A 19,572-nucleotide genomic window follows, 5' to 3' on the forward strand; every position below is an offset into this window, starting at 1 on the left:
CTTTGGCCAACCAACCTAGGAACGGTTGAAGTGCGTGTTGTCCTGCTCGGGAGGGCCATGCCCCAGCCGGTCTCGGGGGCAGCGTCGGCGCACTTTGGGTGGCGGTTGAGTCACCCGTGTTGTAGAGGATGGGGGTGCGGCGGCTCGTACGAGCCGCCGCGGCGGCAGCAGCGAGGGCCGCGCTGGTGCTCTGTCTGCGGGTAAGGGACACAGAGGTGCACCTTTCAACAGCCGTTACGGAGACGCCCCTTCAGGGGCGCGGGGAACTGCGCGACCAGCCACAGCCGGCCCGCGGCCGGAACACAACGGTTCAGACCACGGACCGACCCGCGGCATCAACGTCAGCCCTGCTGTGCCGCCCACTCGGCCTGAGCGGTGTTGAGCTGCTCGGCAACCGTGTCGAGGAACTCCTCCGCCGACATCTTCCCGAGCAACACCTTCTGGAAATTCGGCTCGTTGTCAGCCTTGGAGATCGTGTTCCAGTCCGGCAGGTAGTACGGCAGCTGCACAATCTTGGTGCTGCCACTGCTCAAGGCCTCCGCGGCGAGCTTCGTAGGCTCGGCCTCGTCGATCCAAGCGTCCTGCGCGGCCTCGGTGTTGGAGGGAATCGCCCCAGCGGACTCGTTCCACTTGCTGTTCGACTCGTGCGACGCGGCGAACTCGATGAACTTCCACGCCGCCGTCTTGTTCTTGCTGGACTTGAACAGAGCGAGCCCGTCGACGGGGTTGGAGACCTGCACGCGCGTGCCGTCGTCCGAGGTCGGGTTCGCGAGCCCACGGAACTTGTCGACGCCGAGCGCCTTCACGTGGTCCTGGTAGGAGCCCAGGTTGTGGTTCAGCATGCCGATCTTGCCGCTGTCCCACTGGGCGACCATCTTGGTGAAGTCGTTGTTGACGTCCGCCTCGGGGGTGTCCTTCTTGTAGAGCGCGACGTACTTCTCCAACGCGGCCACGTTCTTGGGGTCGTTGACCGTGGTCTTGTCACCGTTCCAGAACTCGGTGATCCCGGTCTGGCCGTACATCGCGTCCAGGGCCTGCGCGATGGAGCCCGCGCCGCCGCGGATGGTGTAGCCGAACTCGTTCTTGTCCCGGTCGGTCAGCTTGTCCGCGGCCTCGTAGAACTTCGTCCAGGTGGTGGGCGCTTCCAGGCCCGCCGCCTCGAACAGGTCGGTGCGGTAGTACAGCACACCGTTGCTGGCCGAGGTGGGAATCGTGAACAGCTGCTCCTGGCCACCCGCGGCGGTCACCGACTCGACCATGCCCTCGTTCAGCTTGCCGTTGAGCGAGCTCTTCGCCAGGCGCGAGTCGAGGGGTTCGAGGGCGTTCTGCGCGGCGATCCCGGCGAGCATCGCGGCGCCGACCCCGCCGACGTCCGGCAGGCCGCCGCCCTGGATGGAGGTGTCGTACTTGGACTGGACGTTCTCGGCGGGCACTCCGACGTAGTTGACCTTGATGTCCGGGTACTTCTTCTCGAAGTCCTTGATGATCTCCATCCAGATGTCACGGCGGACGGCCGTGTTGTTGTCCCAGAAGGTGATCTCGCCCTTGCCCGAGCCCTCGTCGCCCTTGTCGCCGCCGGCACCACTGCCGTCGTCGCCACAGGCGGTGGCGGTCAGCGCGAGCACGGCGCTCACCGCGACGGCCGCGGCCGCACGTCGCCCGCCTCGGCTGCTTCTGCGAATACTGATCTTCATTGATCGGCTCTCTTCTTCTGGATGGGAACAGTGGTGTGCAGAGGTCAGTGGTGGGCGTAGGGCGCCCAGCCATCGGCCCCGGACAGGTAGTCGGCGACCGTGTACGCGGCCGCGTCGGCGTCCGGCAGCTGCGGCCGGTCGGCGGTGACGGCGGAACCGGGCCCGTACGTCCGGTACTCCGCGAATCGCGCGTCCCTCCACGAGAAGCCGCTCATGTCGGTCCACGGCGAGGACTTCACCGCGGCCGGCAGTTCGGTGTCCCGGATCAACACCTGTGCGACGGCGTCGACTTCGCCGCCGGGGTGCCAGGGCCGGCCAAGGTGGAAGGACTCGGCGGGGGCGTCGCTCACGATCCTCGACCGGGTGATCAGGAACCCGTACGGGTTGCCCTTCCAGGTCGAAGCGGCCGTGATGTAGCCGTTGTTGGTGGCCGAACCGCGGCTGAGCGCCTTGATGACGGAGCGCTCGACGACGGTGGTCGCGCGTCCGTAGATGAAGTCGACATCGCCCTCGATGTACGAGTCGCGGAGGTAGACCCGGCTGATGGCGGTCAGGCTGGGGCTGTCGGTCATCAGCGTGTCCTGGTTGCCCAGGAAGGCCGTGTCCTCGAAGACGATCCGGTCACCCGTCGTCTTCATCGCGAGGGCCTGCTCACCGTTCAGCTCGTGCGCGGCCTCGTCGAAGTCGTTGCTGAAGGTGAGGTTGCGCGCCGTGACGTCGTTCGCCGCGATCCGTACGGTGGCGCTCCCGGTGGAACCGCCGTACGCGGCGGGCGTGTCGTGGACGATGACGGTGTCGGAGCGGTCCTGTCCGGTCCCCCGCAGCAGAATCCGGGGCTTGGTCGCGGGGACGAACACCTTCGCCCGGTACGTTCCGGGCGCGATCGACACGGTCACCGCGCTGTCGTTGCCGTCCGGGACGGCGTCCACGGCGGCCTGGACCGTCGGATAGTCGGCGGGGACGTTCAGTTCGACGGCGCCGATCCTCTTCTGCGGCCCGGAGAAGCGGGTGACGAGGGCCGGGACGGCGGAAGCCGGGTCCAGCCGGTAGTCGTAGAAGTCCCGCGGTTCGAAGGCCGCACCCCACTCGTCGTGCCGCCCGGCGGCGTTCCGCAGGATCGAACCGCGCTGCACCAACTCTGCGGTGGCGTCGGCCTGGTAGGGGTGCTGGACACCGTCGTAGTAGCTGTTCTCGATGACCATCTTTGTCTGGCCGCGCGACCAGTTGCCGTACGTCCACACCGGATCGCCGTCATCGACCTGCGCCGAGAGGTAGTTGTTGTAGAGGTGCGCGTAGGCGCAGTTGTCGGCGGACGGGTTGCGCTGCTTCGTGCCGGTGAACCAGTTGTGGTCGATGGTGATCTGGGTGAGCACATTGGTCGTCCAGCCGATCCCCAACGCCTTGTTGTGGTCGGCGAACCGGTTGTAGGAGACGGTGATGTACTGGCTGTCCTTGCGGATGTCGAGCAGCCCGTCACCCATGTGCGTGAACCTGTTGTGGTCGATCCACACGTGGTCGGCGGTGTCCATCTGGATCGCGTCGAAGTCCTGCGTCTTGCCGTCCCAGTCGCCCTCGACGTAGGAGTCCCGGATCGTCAGATTGCGGATGATCACGTTGTGGGTGCCGGGGTTGAGATGAAGCTCCCCGTGGACGATCTCGCCGGTGTCGCCGACGCCGATGACCGTCTTGTCCGAGGCCACCACGATGTCCGAGCCGAAGGGTTCGACGGCGATCGCCCCGGACACCCGGATGATGTACGGCTCCTCGGCGGCCGCGTACCGGGCGAGTGAGGCCTGATCGGTGACGGTGACGACCTTGCCGCCCGCACCGCCTGTGGTGCCGCCGTCGAGGGAGGCGAATCCGTGGGCCCGGTCGGTCCAGCGGTCGGCCGACGAGGCGGTCCCGGAAGCGCGGTCCGGTACGGGTGCGGCGGCCTTCGCCTGGCCGATCGCCCCCAGGGCCAGGGCGGCCACCAGGCCCACCACGGCGGCCAGGGTTCTCCCCAGGGGCGGCGACCCCGGCAAGCGCTTGCTATGGAGGTGCGTCATTGCGGCTCCCAACAGGCGTACGGATGGCAGGAAGTGACCCTCAGGGGGTCGCGGTGATGCGGAACTGCGTGAACGAGGCCGCGCCGGCGTGTCCCCCGCCGACGGGCGCGAGCGCGAAGAGTCCGAGCAGGGCGCCGACCCAGCGCCAGGGGGTGGCGGCGAAGACCAGGCCCGAGGGCCGCCGGCCGGCGCCGACGTCGTAGAAGAAACGGCAGCGCGCTCCGGCGCCGATCTCGATCCAGAGCCGTGCCCGTCCCTCGGGCGCCGCCACCGGATGCGCGCCCTCGCGCTCCCGCTCGGCGACCGACTCGGCGAACCGGTGCACGAGCTGCACCGACCCTTCCTCCACCCGCTGGAGCCCGATCCAGCTGAAGGCGTCCCCGAGGACGGCGAGCCCGGCCCTGGCTCCCAAGTCCTCGCTGTTGAGCGACAGTTCGACCTCGACGGTGGCGGCGATCCCGGGCAGCCGCTGGGTGAGGACGTTCGGTAACTTGCGCAGATCGTGCGCGTCGACGGTCCGTACGCAGGTCAGCCGCAGTCCGTCGGCGGAGTGCTGGGTGGCCCAGCCGTCCTGCGGGTTGGCGGTCCACTGCCACTGGCGTCCGTACCGGCCGCCGGGGAAGTCGTCGTCGGTGGCGGGCGCGGACGGCGGCTGGGTCGGCAGATCGGGCTTCTTGTGTACGGCGACGGGGGCACCCTCGTCGCCGAGTACCGGCCAGCCGTCCGGTCCCCAGCGCATCGGCTGGAGGTGGACGACCCTCCCGTACGGGCCGCGCTGCTGGAAGTGCGCGAACCAGTCCTCGCCGTGCTGCGTGCGCACCCAGCCGCCCTGGTGCGGTCCGTTGACCTCGGTTCCGCCCTGTTCGAGGACGACCCGCTCCTCGTAGGGGCCGAAGAAGTCGCGCGAGCGGAAGGCGCCCTGCCAGCCGGTCTCCACTCCCCCGGCGGGGGCGAAGATCCAGAACCAGCCGTCGTGGCGGTAGACCTTGGGCCCTTCGAGCGTGAACCAGCCGGGCAGCCGGTCGGCGTCGACGATGACCTTGCCTTCGTCGAGCAGTCCGGTGCCGTCGGGCCGCATCCGGTGTCCGGTGAGCCGGTTCTTGACCCCGGAGCGGGACTTGGCCCAGGCGTGCACGAGATACGCCTCGCCGCTCTCCTCGTCCCACAGCGGACAGGCGTCGATGAGCCCCTTGCCCTGTTCGACGAGGTGCGGGCGGGTCCAAGGTCCCCTGATCTCGGGGGCGTTGACCTGGAAGATGCCCTGGTCGGGGTCGCCCCAGAAGATCCAGAAGCGGTCGTCGTGGTGTCGCAGGGACGGCGCCCACACTCCGCAGTCGTGCCTCGGCTTCCTGAACTCCTTGGCGGGTTCGAGGAGTTGGAGGGCGTGCCCGACGAGCGTCCAGTTGACCAGGTCGCGCGAGTGCAGCAGCGGCAGGCCCGGGACGCGGCCGAAGCTGGAGGCGGTGAGGTAGAAGTCGTCGCCGACACGTAGGAGGTCGGGGTCGGACCAGTCGGCGTCCAGGACCGGGTTGCGGTAGGTGCCGTCGCAGAGGTCGGAGGAGGGCAGGGCCATCAGGGGCTCACCGCCTTCCGTACGAGCGCCGCGGCCTCGCCCCGTCCGAGGCGGCCGTCGGCGACGACGGTGACGATCCGCCGTACGACCGTCTCCCCGGCCGCGATCGGCAGCCTTTGGTCGTGGGCGAGGGAGGAGCCGACGCCCGGGTACTCGGTGGTGCGTACGAACCACGGGTCGCGGCGGGTCTGTTCGGTGGCCCCGGCGAAGACGAGGGTCCAGCCGGCGCCCGCGAGGCCGACCCAGTCGGCGCGGCTGCCGTGCACCGCGTCCTCGCCCTCGGTACCTGCGGTGAAGACGTGCGGCGCTCCGGCCTCCTTGCGGGCGCGCCAGAAGAAGCCGCCGTAGGCCGCGCCGGGCCGCCCGTTGGTGGCAGGGCTGCCCAGAGACAGCGCGTCCGGGGTCGTATTGGTCAGCGAGAAGGTGAAGTCCAACGCCCAGGCGGTGTCGGTGAGTTCGGTGGCGGCGACCGTACGCCGTTCCCGTAGCAGCTCGCCGCCCGCCGCCGCCCAGCGCAGCTCCTCCACGAAGCCGTCGGGGTCGCGCAGCTGGAAGCTCAGGTGCCGCTGGGCGCCGTGGTTGTCCAGCTCCGTCGGCCCCTGGTCGCGTACATAGGTGCGCCCGCCCCAGAAGTTGTGCCCCTCGACGTCGGGAACGGCGACACCGACGCCGAGGTGGTGTGCGTGGTCGGCGGGGCTGAGCTCGGTGACAGCCGTGCCGGCCAGGGTGGTGACGGGGTGCAGATACGGGCGCGGCGAATGACGGGGCGACAGCTCGGGCCGGGTGACGTAACGGCCGACCGGGCGGTCCCCGATCCGCAGGACCAGCGAGTCGTTGTTCATCGGGTTCATCGCGTGCTCACCTCGTTCGGGAGCGCCCAGGAGGCGCCCAGCTCGGAGTAGAGGGCGAGGGTGTCGGCGGCGGCGGCCACGAGTCCGTCGATGCCGTGGACGACCCGGCGGTTCTCCCCGGGCAGCAGCTCCCAGGCGTCCGCGGGCAGTTCGACCGGGTCGGGGGCCTGCCGGATCGCCTCGACGACCTTCATGAACGCACCCGTCGATGCGGGGGTGACCAGCAGCTCGGCCCCGTCCGTCAGGTGCTCGACGAGGTTTTCGAGGAGGTCCGTCCTGTCGTACTGGAGCTCCTCGGGGCCGCGCCCGGACCGCTGCACCAGCACGCGGTCCTGCTTGTACCAGAAGGTGATCCGCCCGCTGGCGCCGTGCACCAGGACGTACGGTTCGTCGGGCCGCTCGGCGCAGAGCGTGGCGGCGACGGTGATACGGCCCTTCGCGGTGGTGACGCGCACGCACGAGGTGTCGTCGGACTCGATGTCGTTGGCCCGCAGCAGCTCGGTCTCGATCCGCTCGACGTCCTCGGCGCGGGTGGAACCGTCAAGGGCCAGCGCGGTGGCGACGGCGTGCGCGAGCGGATTGGTCAGCACTCCGTCGATCACATCGGCGCCGTTCATGCGCCGTCTGCCCGCCCAGGGTGCCCGCCGGTAGTACGCCTCATCGCGCGCCCAGGCCCCGGCCGCGCCGATCCCGACGACCGGGCCGAGCGCGCCCTCGGCGATCAGCTTCCGGATCGCGGGCACGGCGTGCGAGCCGAGCGACTGGAAGCCGATCTGACAGACGACTCCGGCGGCGGCGACCCCGTCGGCCATCCTGCGGAACTCGGCGTACGACGGCGCGGGCGGCTTCTCCAGGAGCAGGTGTACGCCCTTCGCGGCGGCGGTCAGCGCCAGGTCGGTGTGGGTGGGAATGGGCGTGCAGATCACGGCGATCGCGGCGCCGGTGGAGTCGAGGAGGGCGCCGAAGTCGGCGGACTGTTCGGGGAGTTGATCCGAGTCGAGCTCCTCCTCGGTCAGCGGTGTCAGCTCGCAGACGCCCGCCAGTCGTACAAGCCCCTTGTCCTGGAGCCGGCGGATGTTCTCCAGATGCCAGCGGCCGTGACCGCGGGCCCCGGCGAGGACGACCGGCACCGGAAGTGTCTTCCTGAGCGTGCTCATCCCTTCACCGCCCCCGCGCTGAAGCCGGTGATCAGCCACTTCTGGATGAACGCGAAGACGATGACGACCGGTACGGCGGCGATGATGCCGCCCGCCGCGAGCGCGCCCAGGTCGACGCTGTCGGAGCTCATCAGGGTGTTGAGGCCGACGGGGAGGGTCTGCTTGTCCTGGTTGCTGAGGAACATCAGGGCGAACAGGAAGTGGTTCCAGGAGTGCACGAAGGCGAAGGAGCCGACCGCGATCAACCCGGGCCGCAGCAACGGCAGTACGACGACCCGGAAGGCGGTGAAGCGGTTGCAGCCGTCGACCCAGGCGGCCTCCTCCAGGGAGTACGGCACGTTCCTGATGAACCCGCTGATCAGGATCATCGACAGGGGCAGCTGGAAGACCGTCTCGGCGATGATGACGCTGCCCAGCGAGTTGAGCATCTGGAGCTTGGCGAAGATCTGGAAGAGGGGGACGAGGAGCAGCGCGCCCGGCACGAACTGGGAGCAGAGCAGCGCGAGCATGAAGGCGCGCTTGATCCTGAAGTCGAAGCGGGCGAGGGCGTATCCGCCGGCGAGCGCGACGACCGTGGTCATCACGAGCGTGGCGACGCCGACGAGGATGCTGTTCTGGAAGTAGGTCCCGAAGCTGCGCTCGGTCCACACCTTGTCGAAATGCTCGAAGGTCATGGGCCACGGCACGAGCGAGGTGGAGCCGGCCGGGCGGAGCGCGAAGAGGAGGATCCAGTAGAAGGGGATGAGGGTGAAGAGCAGGTAGATGCCGAGCGGAACGTAGATCTGCCAGCGTGGGACCTCGTCCCAGGCGCGGCGGTTCTTCCGTGGGCGCTGCGGCTCGGCCCTCACGTGTGCGGGGGCGGGGGTGACCTCGACGGCCTCCTTGGTGATCACTTGTCTCCGCCTCCGAACTTGCTCAGCCGCAGGTAGACGATCGAGCAGAACAGCAGGATCACGAACGCGACGGTAGTGAGGGCGGACGCGTAGCCGAAGTTGTGGGCGTCGACGCTGGTGTTGGCGATGTAGAGGGGAAGGGTGGTCGTCTCGCCGGCCGGTCCGCCGCCCGTCAGGGTGTAGAGCAGGTCGACGTTGTTGAACTCCCACACCGCGCGCAGCAGCGTGGACAGGACGATGGCGTCCTTCAGGTGCGGCAGGGTGATGTGCAGGAACTGCCGGAAGCGGCTCGCGCCGTCGACCTCCGCGGCCTCGTACAGGTCCTTGGAGACGGACTGGAGGTCGGCGAGGATCAGGATCGCGAAGAAGGGGACTCCGCGCCACAGGTCGGCGACGACCGCGGCCGGGAAGACGGTCGAGGTGTCGGAGAGCAGGCTGGTGCCGTACGTGCCGATGCCCGCGTCGGCGAGGTAACGGGTGATACCCGTCTGGGAGTTGTAGAGCAGCACCCAGATCGCGGAGGTCAGCACTCCGGAGACGGCCCAGGGTGAGAAGACCAGCGCGCGGCCGATCGCCCGCCCGACGAAGGTCTGGTTGACGATCAGCGCGAGGGCGAGACCGAAGAGGAGTTGCAGTCCGACCTCGACGAAGACCCACTTGGCGCTGAAGGTCAGCGTGTCCCAGAACTGCGGGTCGTCGGTGAAGGCGTGCACGAAGTTGTCGAAGCCCGCGTAGCCGTTCCGCCACGGCTTGGTGGGGTTGTAGTTCTGCAGGCTGTAGTAGAAGACGCTGATGACCGGGTAGGCGATGAAGCCCAGCATCAGCAGGCCCGCCGGGGCGATCAGCAGATACGGGAGCCTGCGGGGCGTCGCTGAGCCACGGCGCCGCCGGGGTGGCGCCGCGGGCTGTTTCGCCACGGCTGCGGCTTGGGCCATGACTGTTCTCCGTTCCTGTGCATGGAAGCGTCATCGTGGTGAAGCGCTTCGCGTACGTCGTTCGACATCTCGACCACAGTGGGCGGGGGATTCGTGTCCCCTCAGCCCGCGTACGGGTCCTGCACCTTGCCCGGCCGGGCCAGAAACGCGAAGTCGCAGCCGGTGTCCGCCTGGGTGATCTGTTCGCTGTAGAGCGCTCCGTAGCCGCGCTCGTACCGCTCGGGCGGCGGTGTCCACTCCGCCCGGCGCCGCGCCAACTCCTCGTCGTCCACTTGGAGTTGGAGCGACCTTCCCTCGACGTCGAGGGTGATCGTGTCGCCGGTGCGCACCAGCGCGAGCGGGCCGCCGACGTAGGACTCGGGTGCCACGTGCAGCACGCAGGTGCCGTAACTCGTGCCGCTCATCCGGGCGTCGGAGATCCGCACCATGTCCCTGATCCCCTGCTTCAGCAGATGGTCGGGGATGGGCAGCATCCCGTACTCGGGCATGCCCGGACCGCCCTTGGGCCCTGCGTTGCGGAGCACCAGCACGCTGTCCGCGGTGATGCCCAAGTCGGGCTCGTTGATGGTCCGTTGCATGGTCTTGTAGTCGTCGAAGACGACGGCGGGGCCGGTGTGCTTGAGCAGGTGCGGCTCGGCGGCTATGTGCTTGATGACCGCGCCGTCGGGGCAGAGGTTGCCGCGCAGGACGGCGACTCCGCCCTCGTCGGCGACGGGGTTCTCCCTGGTCCGGATGACATCGTCGTTGTGGACCTGGGCGGTTGAGAGCTGCTCGCGCATGCTGTCGTACGACACCGTCGGCCGGTCCAGGTGCAGCAGATCGGTGATCCGCGACAGGAACCCGGGCAGGCCGCCCGCGAAGTGGAAGTCCTCCATCAGGTAAGGGCCGCCGCCGGGGCGGACGTTGGCGAGCACCGGCACGGTCCGCGCGATCCGGTCGAAGTCGTCGAGCGTGAGCGTGACGCCCGCGCGTCCGGCCATGGCGATCAGATGGATCACCGCGTTGGTGGAACCCCCGAGCCCGAGGACGGTCGTCACGGCGTCCTCGAAGGCCTCCGCGGTGAGGAGCTCGGACAACTTCCGGTCCTTGTGGACGAGTTCGACGATCCTGAGCCCCGAGGCGGCGGCCATCCGGTCGTGCCCGGAGTCGACGGCGGGGATGCTGGACGCGCCCGGCACCGTCACCCCCAGCGCCTCGGCGGCGGCCGTCAGCGTGGACGCAGTACCCATGGTCATGCAGTGACCGGGCGACCGGGCGAGCCCGCTCTCCAGCTCGGTCATCTCGCAGTCCCCGATGAGCCCGGCGCGCTTGTCGTCCCAGTACTTCCACATGTCGGTGCCGGAGCCGAGGACTTCATTGCGCCAGTGCCCCGGCAGCATGGGCCCGGCGGGCACGAAGACGGCCGGCAGGTCGACGGAGGCGGCGCCCATCAGGAGCGCGGGCGTGGACTTGTCGCAGCCGCCCATCAGCACGGCCCCGTCCACGGGGTAGGACCGCAGCAGTTCCTCGGTCTCCATCGCGAGCAGGTTGCGGTAGAGCATCGGGGTCGGCTTCTGGAAGGTCTCGCTGAGCGTGGAGACCGGGAACTCGAGCGGGAAGCCCCCGGCCTGCCACACCCCCCGCTTCACGGCCTGCGCCCGGTCCCGCAGGTGCACATGGCAGGGATTGATGTCGGACCAGGTGTTCAGGATCGCGATGACCGGCTTGCCCAGGTGCTCCTCGGGCAGATAGCCGAGCTGGCGGGTCCGGGCCCGGTGGCTGAAGGAGCGGAGCCCTTCCGTGCCGTACCACTGATGGCTTCTGAGGTCCTCGGGGCGCTTCATATGGACCATCCCGCGGCGATGGCGGCGACTTCCGCGCGCTCGTCCTCGGGCAGCGGCTTGCTCGGCGCGCGGACGTCTCGGCGGCACAGGCCGAGCGAGGCCAGGGCCTCCTTGACGACGGTCACGTTGTTGGCGGAGGCGTTCGCCGCGCGCAGTTCCTCGAAGCGGCGGATCTGCTCCCAGACCTTCATGGCGGCCGGGTAGTCGCCGGATCGAAGCGCTTCGATCATGTTCAGCGAAACGGCCGGGGCGACGTTCACGAGCCCCGAGGTGAAGCCGGTGGCGCCCGCCGAGAAGTACGAGGGCGCGTACGGCTCGGCGAGACCCGCGACCCACACGAAGCGTTCGAGCCCCGCGTCCCGCGCGAAGGCGGCGAAGCGGGCGGCGTCCGGCACGGCGTACTTCACACCGACGACGTTGGGGCAGTCGTCGGCGAGTTCGGCCAGCCGTTCACCGGGGAGCAGCGGATTGCGGATGTAGGGGACGACTCCCAGCTCGGGCACGGACTCGGCGATCGCCCGGTGGTAGTCGACCCAGCCGCCCTCCGACACATACGGGTGTATGGGCTGATGGACCATCACCATCTCGGCACCGAGCTCGCGTGCGTGCCGCGCGGAGGCCACGGCGGTCGGCACGTCGTGCCCGACCCCGACCAGGATGACGGCCCGGTCGCGCGTCTCCTCGATGGTCAACTCCGTGACGAGCTGCCGCTCTTCGGGTGTCAGGGCGTAGAACTCACCCGTATTGCCGTTCGGCGTAAGGGTCTTGACGCCTCCTTCGAGCAGTCGACGCAGCAGGGCCCGGTGGGTGTCGCGGTCGATCGTCCCGTCCTGCGCGAACGGGGTCACGGGGATCGCCACGACCTCGGCGAGCGCCGCCCGCTGGGTCTCGTACGTCGCTGTCATGCCTGTCCGTCCTCTTTCCGGCCCCGGGGGAAGGCCTCGTCCTGGCCTTGGGGAAAGGCCTCGTCCTGGCCCTGGGGGAAGGCCCGTTGCACGAACGACTCGATGTGCGCGTGCAGCGCGGCGGCCGCGCCGTCGGCGTCACCGTCGAGGGCGAGCCGCAGGATCTCCCGGTGTTCGGCGGCCTCGCGCTCCCAGGAGGGGTTGGCTGCCCAGGCGACTGCGGAGACCAGCGCGGCCTGGTCCCTTACTTCGTCGAGCATCCGGCCGAGCAGCGGATTGCCGCAGGGCACGTACAGGGCGCGGTGGAACTCCCGGTTGGCCAGGGAGCGTTCGGCGGTGTCGGCCGCTTCGTCGGCGCGGGTCAGGGCGTCGCGCGCCGCGTCGAGCGAGGCCTCACGACGGACGGCACGGCGCAGTGCCTCCGGCTCCAACAGCAGCCGTACGTCGTACACCTCGCGCGCCATGTCCGCGTCCACCATGCGCACCGTGACGCCCTTGTACTGGTTCATCACGACGAGCCCGGTACCGGCCAGGGTCTTGAGCGCCTCCCGCACGGGTGTCTTGGACACCCCGAACTGTGCGGCGAGCTCGGTCTCGACCAGAGCCTGTCCCGGGGTCAACTGCCCGGTGAGGATGCGGTGTTTGATCCCTTCCAGCACGAACTGCGTGCGGGACGGAATCGGCGTGGGCACAGAGGTCATGCGCGCCTCTCGGATCTCTCGGATCTCACATATCGCGTCTCATATATGACGTACGAAGTACGACGCGTTGAAGGTAGGAGCGCGCCGGTGCTTCGTCAACGCTTCTGACAAAAGAAGTCCGAGCAACGGGCGGACGGAACCCGGACGGTGAGACTCCACATCAACCGGCTCAGGAGTATGTGGGGCCCCACCATTGTCACTTTGACCGCGTACAGCCCAGGATCCTCGGCACCCCCACAGCCCAGGAGGACCCTCCATGACCACGGCGCCCTCGCAGGAACCGGAACTGACGGTGCGCAAGGAGAACTGGCTGGCGCGCATGGCGCTGCGCTTCACCGCCTTCACCGAGAAGTGGCTGCCCGATGCCCTCGGCTTCGTCCTTGTGGGCACGTTCGCGGTCTTCGCGCTCGGGCTCGCGACCGGCGAGAAGCTGTGGGGCGCGCCGTCCGATCCGGCGGCGACCACCGGATACGGCCTCATAGACGCGTGGGGACAGGGTTTCTGGTCCCTGATCACCTTCACGCTTCAGATGGCGATGATCATTATCGCGGGGTACGCGGTCGCGGTCTCCCCGCCGGTCGGCCGGCTGATCGCCAGGATCGCGCGGGTACCGCGCACCCCCCGCGTCGCCATCGCGTTCACCGCGGCCGTCGCCATGGTGAGCGCCTACCTGAACTGGGCCTTCAGCCTCATCTTCACGGCGATCCTCGCCAAGGAGATCGCCCGCCGGGTCGCGGGCGTGGACTACCGGGCGCTCGGCGCGATGGCCTTCCTCGGTCTCGGCACCGTGTGGGCCCAGGGCCTGTCCGGTTCGGCGGCGCTCCAGGTGGCCAGCGCGGTGTCGAGTCCGCCCGCCGTCCAGGAGGTCATCGCCGAGGGGCGGGGCAGCGGCCTCATCCCGCTGACGGACACCATCTTCCTGTGGCAGGGCATCGTCGCCACGGCGATCGTCTTCGTGGTCGCGGTCGGCACGGCCTGGCTGCTGTCCCCCTCCCCCGAGAACGCGAAGACCGCCGAACAGCTGGGCATCGAACTGGGTCCCGGCGTCGACGAGGAACGCACGCTGCTGCGCCGCAGCAGGCCCGGGGAGTGGATCGAGCACAGCCCGGTCTTCGCGATCCTGCTCTTCGTGCTCGGCGCCTGGTACCTGGCACGGCACTTCGCCGAGGCCGAGGGCAACGCGCTCAACGCCCTCGACCTGAACACGATCAACCTGATCCTCATCCTGCTGGCCCTGATCCTGCACTGGCGTCCGGTCCGGCTCGCCCAGGCGGTCAAGGACGGCACGCCCGCCGCGTCCGGCGTCCTGCTCCAATTCCCGCTGTACGGCGGCATCTTCGGCATGATCGCCTTCACCGGGCTGAGCAAGACCATCGCCGGCTGGCTGGTGTCGGTGTCGAACGAGTTCTTCTATCCGGCCTTCATCGCCGTCTACAGCTGCGTCCTCGGCGTCTTCGTCCCCAGCGGCGGCAGCAAGTGGGTGATCGAGGCGCCGTACGTCCTGGACGCGGGCAACCAACTGGGCGTGAACCAGGGCTGGATAGTCGTGGTGTACGACCTCGGCGAGGCGAGCGCCAACCTGCTGCAGCCGTTCTGGATGCTGCCCACGCTGACGATTCTCGGACTCAAGGCCCGCGACATCATGGGCTACACCTTCGCGATGTTCCTGGTCTGCTTCCCCCTCGTGCTCGTCCTCGTCACCCTGCTCGCCCGCACGCTCCCGTTTCCCTGATGCCCTGATCCGCGGCGACGCCTACGGCTTCCAGTAGGGGTCCCGTCCGCTGAGCCCGATGGTGCGATCCAGCAGCGGCGCGTCGTCGGGCACCGGCACCACGGGCCCGAAGATCTCGCCGCGGCTCGGATCCTCGGCCGAGGCCAGCAGGAATTCGTACGACATCCGCAGGGCGGCGGCATCGGGCTCGTACTCCTGGCCGGTGGCCCGCGCGAGGTCCCAGCCGTGCACGACCAGCTCGTTGGTGGCGACGGCGCCCCCGACCGCACCCGGCAGGGACACACCGCCGGCCCGGGTCTCCCCGGTCCAGGCGGCCGGGTCGCGCCAGGCCTCGGCGAGCTCGTCCATCACCTCGGGCAGCGCCTCGCGCCAGCCGGGCCCGACGTCCCGGCGGAGGTCGGGCTGGTGTCCGTGGTGGGCCCCAGATCCTTGCGCCCGGCGTCCCGGAACGCGGCGGCGAGCCCGAGCAGGTGCCCGAGCATGTTGTGCACCGCGAGTTCCGGACAGGGGGTCCCGCCCGCCAGCTGCTCGTCGGTCACACCCGCCGCGAGGCTCGCGACGATCCGGGCCTGCGGCCCCAGGTCGGGAATCCGGTCGGTCATCCGCTTCTCCTCAGAGCTCGTACACGTCTCCACTCATGGGGTAGACCGGCGAGCGTACGGAAACTCATCGCTCCCTCCCTCAAGATTGCCCTCAGGATGCTGTTCAGGCGTTCGAACCGCCGGGATCCTCGATGGCAGAGGCCCGCGAGAAGGAGAGCCGTCGTGAAAGCGATCGTCCAGGATGCGTACGGAACCGCCGACCTGCTGGAACTGCGGGAGATCGACCGACCCGTACCCCGGGACGACGAGGTGCTGGTCGAGGTGCGCGCCGCCGGTGTCGACCCGAGCGTCTGGCATCTCATGACGGGCAGGCCCCTGGTGGCCCGTGTCGTCCTCGGAGTCCGCAGGCCCAAGAACCCCGTGCGGGGCTGGGACGGCGCCGGGCGGGTGGAGGCCGTCGGCGCGAAGGTGACCGAGTTCAAGCCGGGCGACGAGGTGTTCGGCAACTGCGACGGCTCGTTCGCCGAGTTCGCGCGCGCCAAGGCCCGCAGGCTGGTGCTCAAGCCGACCGACGTCACCTTCGAACAGGCCGCCGCCCTCCCCGTCTCCGGCATGACCGCCCTCCAGGCGCTGCAGGGGAAGGGCCGCCCCAAGCCGGGCGATCAGGTTCTCGTCATCGGTGCCTCCGGCGGTGTCGGATCCTTCGCCGTCCAGCTGGCCGCGATGTACGGCGCGGTGGTCACCGGAGTCTGCGGTCCCACCAACACGGATCTCGTACGTTCCCTGGGCGCCGCCCACGTCCTCGACTACACCCACGAGGACGTCACCGCCGGATCCGCCCGCTACGACGTCGTCGTCGACTGCGCGGGCCTGCGCCCGCTGCCCCACCTGCGCCGCGTCCTCGCCCCGCGCGGCACCCTAGTCATGGTCGGCGGCGAGGGCGGCAGCGCCTTCTTCGGCGGGATGGGCCGCGAGATCCGGGCCTCCCTGCTCTCCCCCTTCGTCGGCCAGAACTTCCGCAACCTCGTCTCCCTCACCCGCCACGAGGACCTCCTGACCCTCAAGGACCTCGCCGAGAACGGAAAGATCACCCCGGCCATCGACCGCACCTACCCTCTCGCCGAGGCCGCCGACGCCATCCGGCACCTGGAGCGCGGCCATCCGCGAGGCAAGCTGGTCATCACGATCTGACGGCGCCTTATAAGGCATCTGCCTGATCCCTGAGCGCCCGCCTTAGCGCAACGCTGACGAGCCATGGCGACATGGACAGTCACGCGCGTCCTGCGGGACCGCAACGCGGGTTTGTATCTGAGCGCGGTCGTGGTCTCCGGCTTCGGCTCGTCGGCGCTGTGGCTGGTGTCCGGCATCTGGGTCAAGGACCTGACCGGCTCGGACGGCCTGGCCGCCCTCTGCGTCTTCGCCCTCTGGGCCCCCACGCTCATCGGCCCCGCCCTGGGCACCCTCGCCGACCGCGTCCGCCGCAGGCCGCTCCTCATCGCGGCGAACCTGCTTCCGGCCGCGCTGCTGCCGGCCCTCTTCGCCGTGGACGCGCCGGACCGCCTGTGGATCCTCTTCGCGGTGCTCCTGGTCTACGGCGCCGCCGGCGTCGTCCACGACGCGGCGGAGTCGGCGCTGATCGCCTCGGCCGTCGACAAGTCCCTCCTCGGCGACTTCAACGGCCTGCGCATGACGGCCAACGAGGGGATGAAACTGGTCGCCCCGCTCGCCGGGGCGGGCCTGTACGCGGTGTACGGCGGGGCACGGGTCGCACTGCTGGACGCCGTGACGTTCGCGCTGGCCGCGGGCGTATACGCCCTCCTGCGCTTGCGCGAGACCCCGCCGCCCAAAGCCACCTCGAGCTGGCGCACGCAGACCGCCGAAGGCGCCCGTCATCTCTGGGCCCACCCCCGGCTGCGCCCCCTCGTCCTGGCAGGCGGCACCACCATGTTCTTCGCGGGCGTCAACGGCGCGACGGTCTACGCCGTCGTCGAGGGCCTCGGCCACTCACCCGCGTACGTGGGTCTCCTGTACGCCGTCCAGGGCGCCGGCTCGGTGGCGATCGGCCTGGCCGCGGGTCCTCTCCTGCGCCGCCTGGGCGAGCAACGGTTCGCGGGGTACGGCATCGCGCTCACCGCCCTGGCGGTGACGGCTCGTGCGCTCCCGTACGACGCGGTGGTCCTCGCCTCGGCCGCGGTGGTCGGCATCGGCCTCCCGTGCGTGCTGATCGCGGCGCTCACCGCGGTCCAGCGCGAGGTCCCGACCGCACTTCTGGGCCGTACGACCGCGACCGCCAACACCCTGATGTTCGCTCCGAACGCGATAGGTCTCGCGCTGGGAGCGGGCCTGGTCGAACTCGTCGACCACCAGGTGCTGTTGGCGGTACTCGGGACGGTGCGACTGGTGACGGTGGTGCCCCTGCTCGGGCCTCAGCCGAGCCGCGAGAGGGCCTGAGTCACCAGCGACAGATCCTCGTCGGACGCCAACCCCGCGTGATACAGCCGCACTTCGCCGGCCCCTTTCCCGACTGCTCGCGCCACGTCCTCGCCCAGAGCCGCCGGACGGCCGCCCATGCCGCTCACCACGGTGAAGTTGGCCGCCAGCACGCTCCCGCCAACACCCCTGTCGGCAAAGGGAGTCAGCAGCCCCGAACCGCCGGTGCAGGGCACGACGACACCATCGGCCACCGACAGAACGTGCTCGGGATCCACCCCGGCATTCGCTCCGCAGTGGTACGAGACCGGGTCCGCGTGCAGCAGAATCCGGAACCCCTCCGGAGCGGCCGCGCGCACCGCGGCGACCGCCTCCGACTGGAGCGAGCGCGCCACGGAGTCCCGCCAGATGCGCGTGGCCCCGGCGAGCTCACTCCCGAGCAGCTTCTCCACGGCCTCCCAGCCCCCGGCCGGAGTATCACCCCGCCACACGGGCTCCAGAGCGCGCCGGACGGCGATCGCCAACTCCTCGGGATCCAGCCCCTGTTGCGCGTAGCCCTCGCGGCACGAGGGGCAGAAGCACAGCGACATCAGGTACTGCCCGGCCTCCCCGAGGCCCACCCCCGCCGTCTTGTCGTGGGCGTGGAGATGCGCGAGCCCGTACCAGCCGAGGGACTCCAGCTCCGTACCCCCGGCCCCGGGCCGCACCGCCGCCTCGACGGCCAGTTCGACCAGGTACGCGCGCGTGCCGGGCTGGGCGATGCACGGTGCCCACGGATAGCGGTCCCCGTAGGCGTTGACCACGGAGGTGTCCGGAAACTCCTCCCCCATACGGGAGTTGTGCGCGAGCACCACCCAGGTGTGTACGTCGAGACCGGCCCCGGCGAGCGCGTCGGCGGCCGCCCCGTACGCGTCGCCCGGCGCCCAGTCCCCTGCCGCGTACGGCCGGAGCCGCCGCCCCTCCCACCGCTCGTCGGCAGGGTAGAGCACGGCGGCGTGCGAGGCGGTGACGATCCGGTGCCTGGGGTGCCGTGGCGTCAGGGCGCGGGTGGAGTGGTACGCGGAGGCGAGCGTCGCCTGCCGGACGCCGAGCCCGGCGATCCGCCCGGCGGCCTCCGGGTCTCCGTTGACGTCCCAGGGGTAGACGAACGCCGACGCCTTCACACGCCCTCCTCGATCAGCGAGTACCCGCGCTCGATCAGCTGCGCGAGCTGCTTCACATGGTCCTCGGTCGGCTCGTGCAGCGGCGGCCGCACCTCACCCACGTCCAGCCCCCGCAGGCGCACCCCGGCCTTGACGAGTGAGACGGCGTATCCGCGGCCCTGGGCGCGCAGATCGACGAACGGCCGGTAGAAGCCGTCGAGCAGCCGGTTCACGACCTCGTCGTCCCCGGCGTTGAGCGCCTTGTGGAAGGCGAGGGCGATCTCGGGAGCGAAGCAGAACACGGCGGACGAGTACAGCGTGATGCCCACCCCCCGATAGGCGAGGCCGGTCAGTTCCGCCGTGGGCAGCCCGTTGAAGTACAGGAACTCCCCCGGCACCTCGCTGCGCACCGCACTCACGATCCGCTGCATCAGGTCCAGGTCCCCGAGCCCGTCCTTGAACCCGATGATCCCCTCGGTACGGGCCAGCCCGACCACGGTCTCCGGTGTGAACACGGCGTTGTCGCGCTGATAGACGACGACCGGCAGCGCTGTCGCCGCCGCGAGCTCCCGATAGTGCCGCAGCAGCCCCTCCTGCCCGGCCACCACGAGATAGGGCGGCATGGCGAGCAGCCCGTCGGCCCCGGCCGCCTCCGCGAGCCGCGCGAACCGCACGGCGAGCGCCGGCCCGTACCCAGCGCCCGCGACGACCGGCACGCGTCCGTCCGCCGCCTCGACCGCCGCCCGCACGCACGCCTCGAACTCCTCGGGCGCGAGCGCGTGGAACTCCCCGGTGCCGCAGCAGGCGAAGACGGCGGCGGCTCCGGCCTCGACACCGCGCCGCACATGCTCCCGGTAGACGTCCAGATCGACGCCGCCGTCGGGACCGTACGCGGTGACAGGGAAGAACAGCGGCCCACTGGGGATGCTGAGCCGAGCGGCAAGGGGGGCTGACGTCACGGACTCTCCCTAAGCGGTGCACGCTTCACGGTGCGCGTCTCTCGATGCATGTTCTCTCAGTGCACGTTTCTGATCCACGTCCATATTTCTGAACGCGACCACGCTAAGCCGCGACCTTGGGGCCGGTCAAGCGCACGAACTCGCAACACGGAGGCGGATTTCCCGCCTCCGCGCGAGACTTGACGCA

Annotated in this window: 15 protein-coding genes and 1 pseudogene; 3 read left to right on the forward strand and 13 right to left on the reverse strand. The window is 69.8% G+C overall.

The genetic code is table 11. The features are described 5' to 3' along the window. Positions 1-341 precede the first annotated feature (341 nt). The 10 genes from OG219_RS11905 to OG219_RS11950 form a co-directional block, all read right to left on the reverse strand. Positions 342-1,694: a sugar ABC transporter substrate-binding protein gene (locus tag OG219_RS11905; protein ID WP_266825657.1), complete on the reverse strand. Its 1,353-nt coding sequence runs from the start codon at positions 1,692-1,694 to the stop codon at positions 342-344. A gap of 44 nt (positions 1,695-1,738) precedes the next feature. After that, complete coding sequence (locus tag OG219_RS11910) at positions 1,739-3,742, reverse strand: pectinesterase family protein (protein WP_266825659.1); 2,004 nt, start codon at positions 3,740-3,742, stop codon at positions 1,739-1,741. A gap of 40 nt (positions 3,743-3,782) precedes the next feature. Then, positions 3,783-5,315: a glycoside hydrolase 43 family protein gene (locus OG219_RS11915; protein WP_266825661.1), complete on the reverse strand. Its 1,533-nt coding sequence runs from the start codon at positions 5,313-5,315 to the stop codon at positions 3,783-3,785. After that, positions 5,315-6,166: a PmoA family protein gene (locus OG219_RS11920; protein WP_266825663.1), complete on the reverse strand. Its 852-nt coding sequence runs from the start codon at positions 6,164-6,166 to the stop codon at positions 5,315-5,317. Before OG219_RS11920 ends, OG219_RS11915 begins: the two co-directional genes overlap by 1 nt. Continuing rightward, on the reverse strand, positions 6,163-7,323 hold the full coding sequence (locus OG219_RS11925; protein WP_266825665.1) for a Gfo/Idh/MocA family protein: 1,161 nt from the start codon (positions 7,321-7,323) through the stop codon (positions 6,163-6,165). Before OG219_RS11925 ends, OG219_RS11920 begins: the two co-directional genes overlap by 4 nt. After that, entirely contained in the window at positions 7,320-8,213 is an 894-nt protein-coding gene (locus OG219_RS11930) for a carbohydrate ABC transporter permease (RefSeq protein ID WP_266836072.1), read from the reverse strand. Before OG219_RS11930 ends, OG219_RS11925 begins: the two co-directional genes overlap by 4 nt. Beyond that, positions 8,213-9,151 carry a carbohydrate ABC transporter permease gene (locus OG219_RS11935; protein WP_266825667.1) on the reverse strand — a complete coding sequence of 313 codons (939 nt, stop codon included), beginning with the start codon at positions 9,149-9,151 and terminating at the stop codon, positions 8,213-8,215. Before OG219_RS11935 ends, OG219_RS11930 begins: the two co-directional genes overlap by 1 nt. 101 nt (positions 9,152-9,252) lie before the next feature. Further along, positions 9,253-10,983, reverse strand: a complete 1,731-nt coding sequence (araD, locus tag OG219_RS11940; RefSeq protein WP_266825669.1) for an L-arabinonate dehydratase — start codon at positions 10,981-10,983, stop codon at positions 9,253-9,255. Beyond that, complete coding sequence (locus OG219_RS11945) at positions 10,971-11,879, reverse strand: dihydrodipicolinate synthase family protein (protein WP_266825671.1); 909 nt, start codon at positions 11,877-11,879, stop codon at positions 10,971-10,973. The genes araD and OG219_RS11945 overlap by 13 nt, the downstream gene beginning before the upstream one ends. Further along, positions 11,876-12,580 carry a GntR family transcriptional regulator gene (locus OG219_RS11950; RefSeq protein WP_266825673.1) on the reverse strand — a complete coding sequence of 235 codons (705 nt, stop codon included), beginning with the start codon at positions 12,578-12,580 and terminating at the stop codon, positions 11,876-11,878. The genes OG219_RS11945 and OG219_RS11950 overlap by 4 nt, the downstream gene beginning before the upstream one ends. A gap of 256 nt (positions 12,581-12,836) precedes the next feature. Here OG219_RS11950 and OG219_RS11955 point away from each other — a divergent pair, with 256 nt between their 5' ends. After that, positions 12,837-14,312, forward strand: a complete 1,476-nt coding sequence (locus tag OG219_RS11955) for a short-chain fatty acid transporter (RefSeq protein ID WP_266825675.1) — start codon at positions 12,837-12,839, stop codon at positions 14,310-14,312. Between the two features lie 21 nt (positions 14,313-14,333). Here the strand turns inward: OG219_RS11955 and OG219_RS11960 are convergent. Then, positions 14,334-14,914 (reverse strand): annotated as a pseudogene (locus OG219_RS11960) (TIGR03086 family metal-binding protein). A gap of 162 nt (positions 14,915-15,076) precedes the next feature. Between OG219_RS11960 and OG219_RS11965 the strand changes: the two are divergent. Together OG219_RS11965 and OG219_RS11970 are read left to right on the forward strand one after the other, a co-directional pair. Beyond that, positions 15,077-16,045, forward strand: a complete 969-nt coding sequence (locus OG219_RS11965; RefSeq protein ID WP_266825677.1) for an NAD(P)-dependent alcohol dehydrogenase — start codon at positions 15,077-15,079, stop codon at positions 16,043-16,045. Positions 16,046-16,108: 63 nt separating this feature from the next. Continuing rightward, a complete protein-coding gene (locus OG219_RS11970) occupies positions 16,109-17,305 on the forward strand; it encodes an MFS transporter (RefSeq protein WP_266825679.1) in 1,197 nt (398 codons plus the stop codon). Here OG219_RS11970 and OG219_RS11975 read toward each other — a convergent pair. Further along, positions 17,281-18,447: a hypothetical protein gene (locus OG219_RS11975; RefSeq protein ID WP_266825681.1), complete on the reverse strand. Its 1,167-nt coding sequence runs from the start codon at positions 18,445-18,447 to the stop codon at positions 17,281-17,283. The two genes, OG219_RS11970 and OG219_RS11975, sit on opposite strands and share 25 nt — an antisense overlap. Beyond that, the gene (locus OG219_RS11980; RefSeq protein WP_266825683.1) at positions 18,444-19,385 is read right to left on the reverse strand and encodes a 5-dehydro-4-deoxyglucarate dehydratase; all 942 of its coding nucleotides are present in this window, start codon (positions 19,383-19,385) and stop codon (positions 18,444-18,446) included. The genes OG219_RS11975 and OG219_RS11980 overlap by 4 nt, the downstream gene beginning before the upstream one ends. Positions 19,386-19,572 lie beyond the last annotated feature (187 nt).

This window comes from Streptomyces sp. NBC_00038 (assembly GCF_026343635.1).
GTDB lineage: Bacteria > Actinomycetota > Actinomycetes > Streptomycetales > Streptomycetaceae > Streptomyces.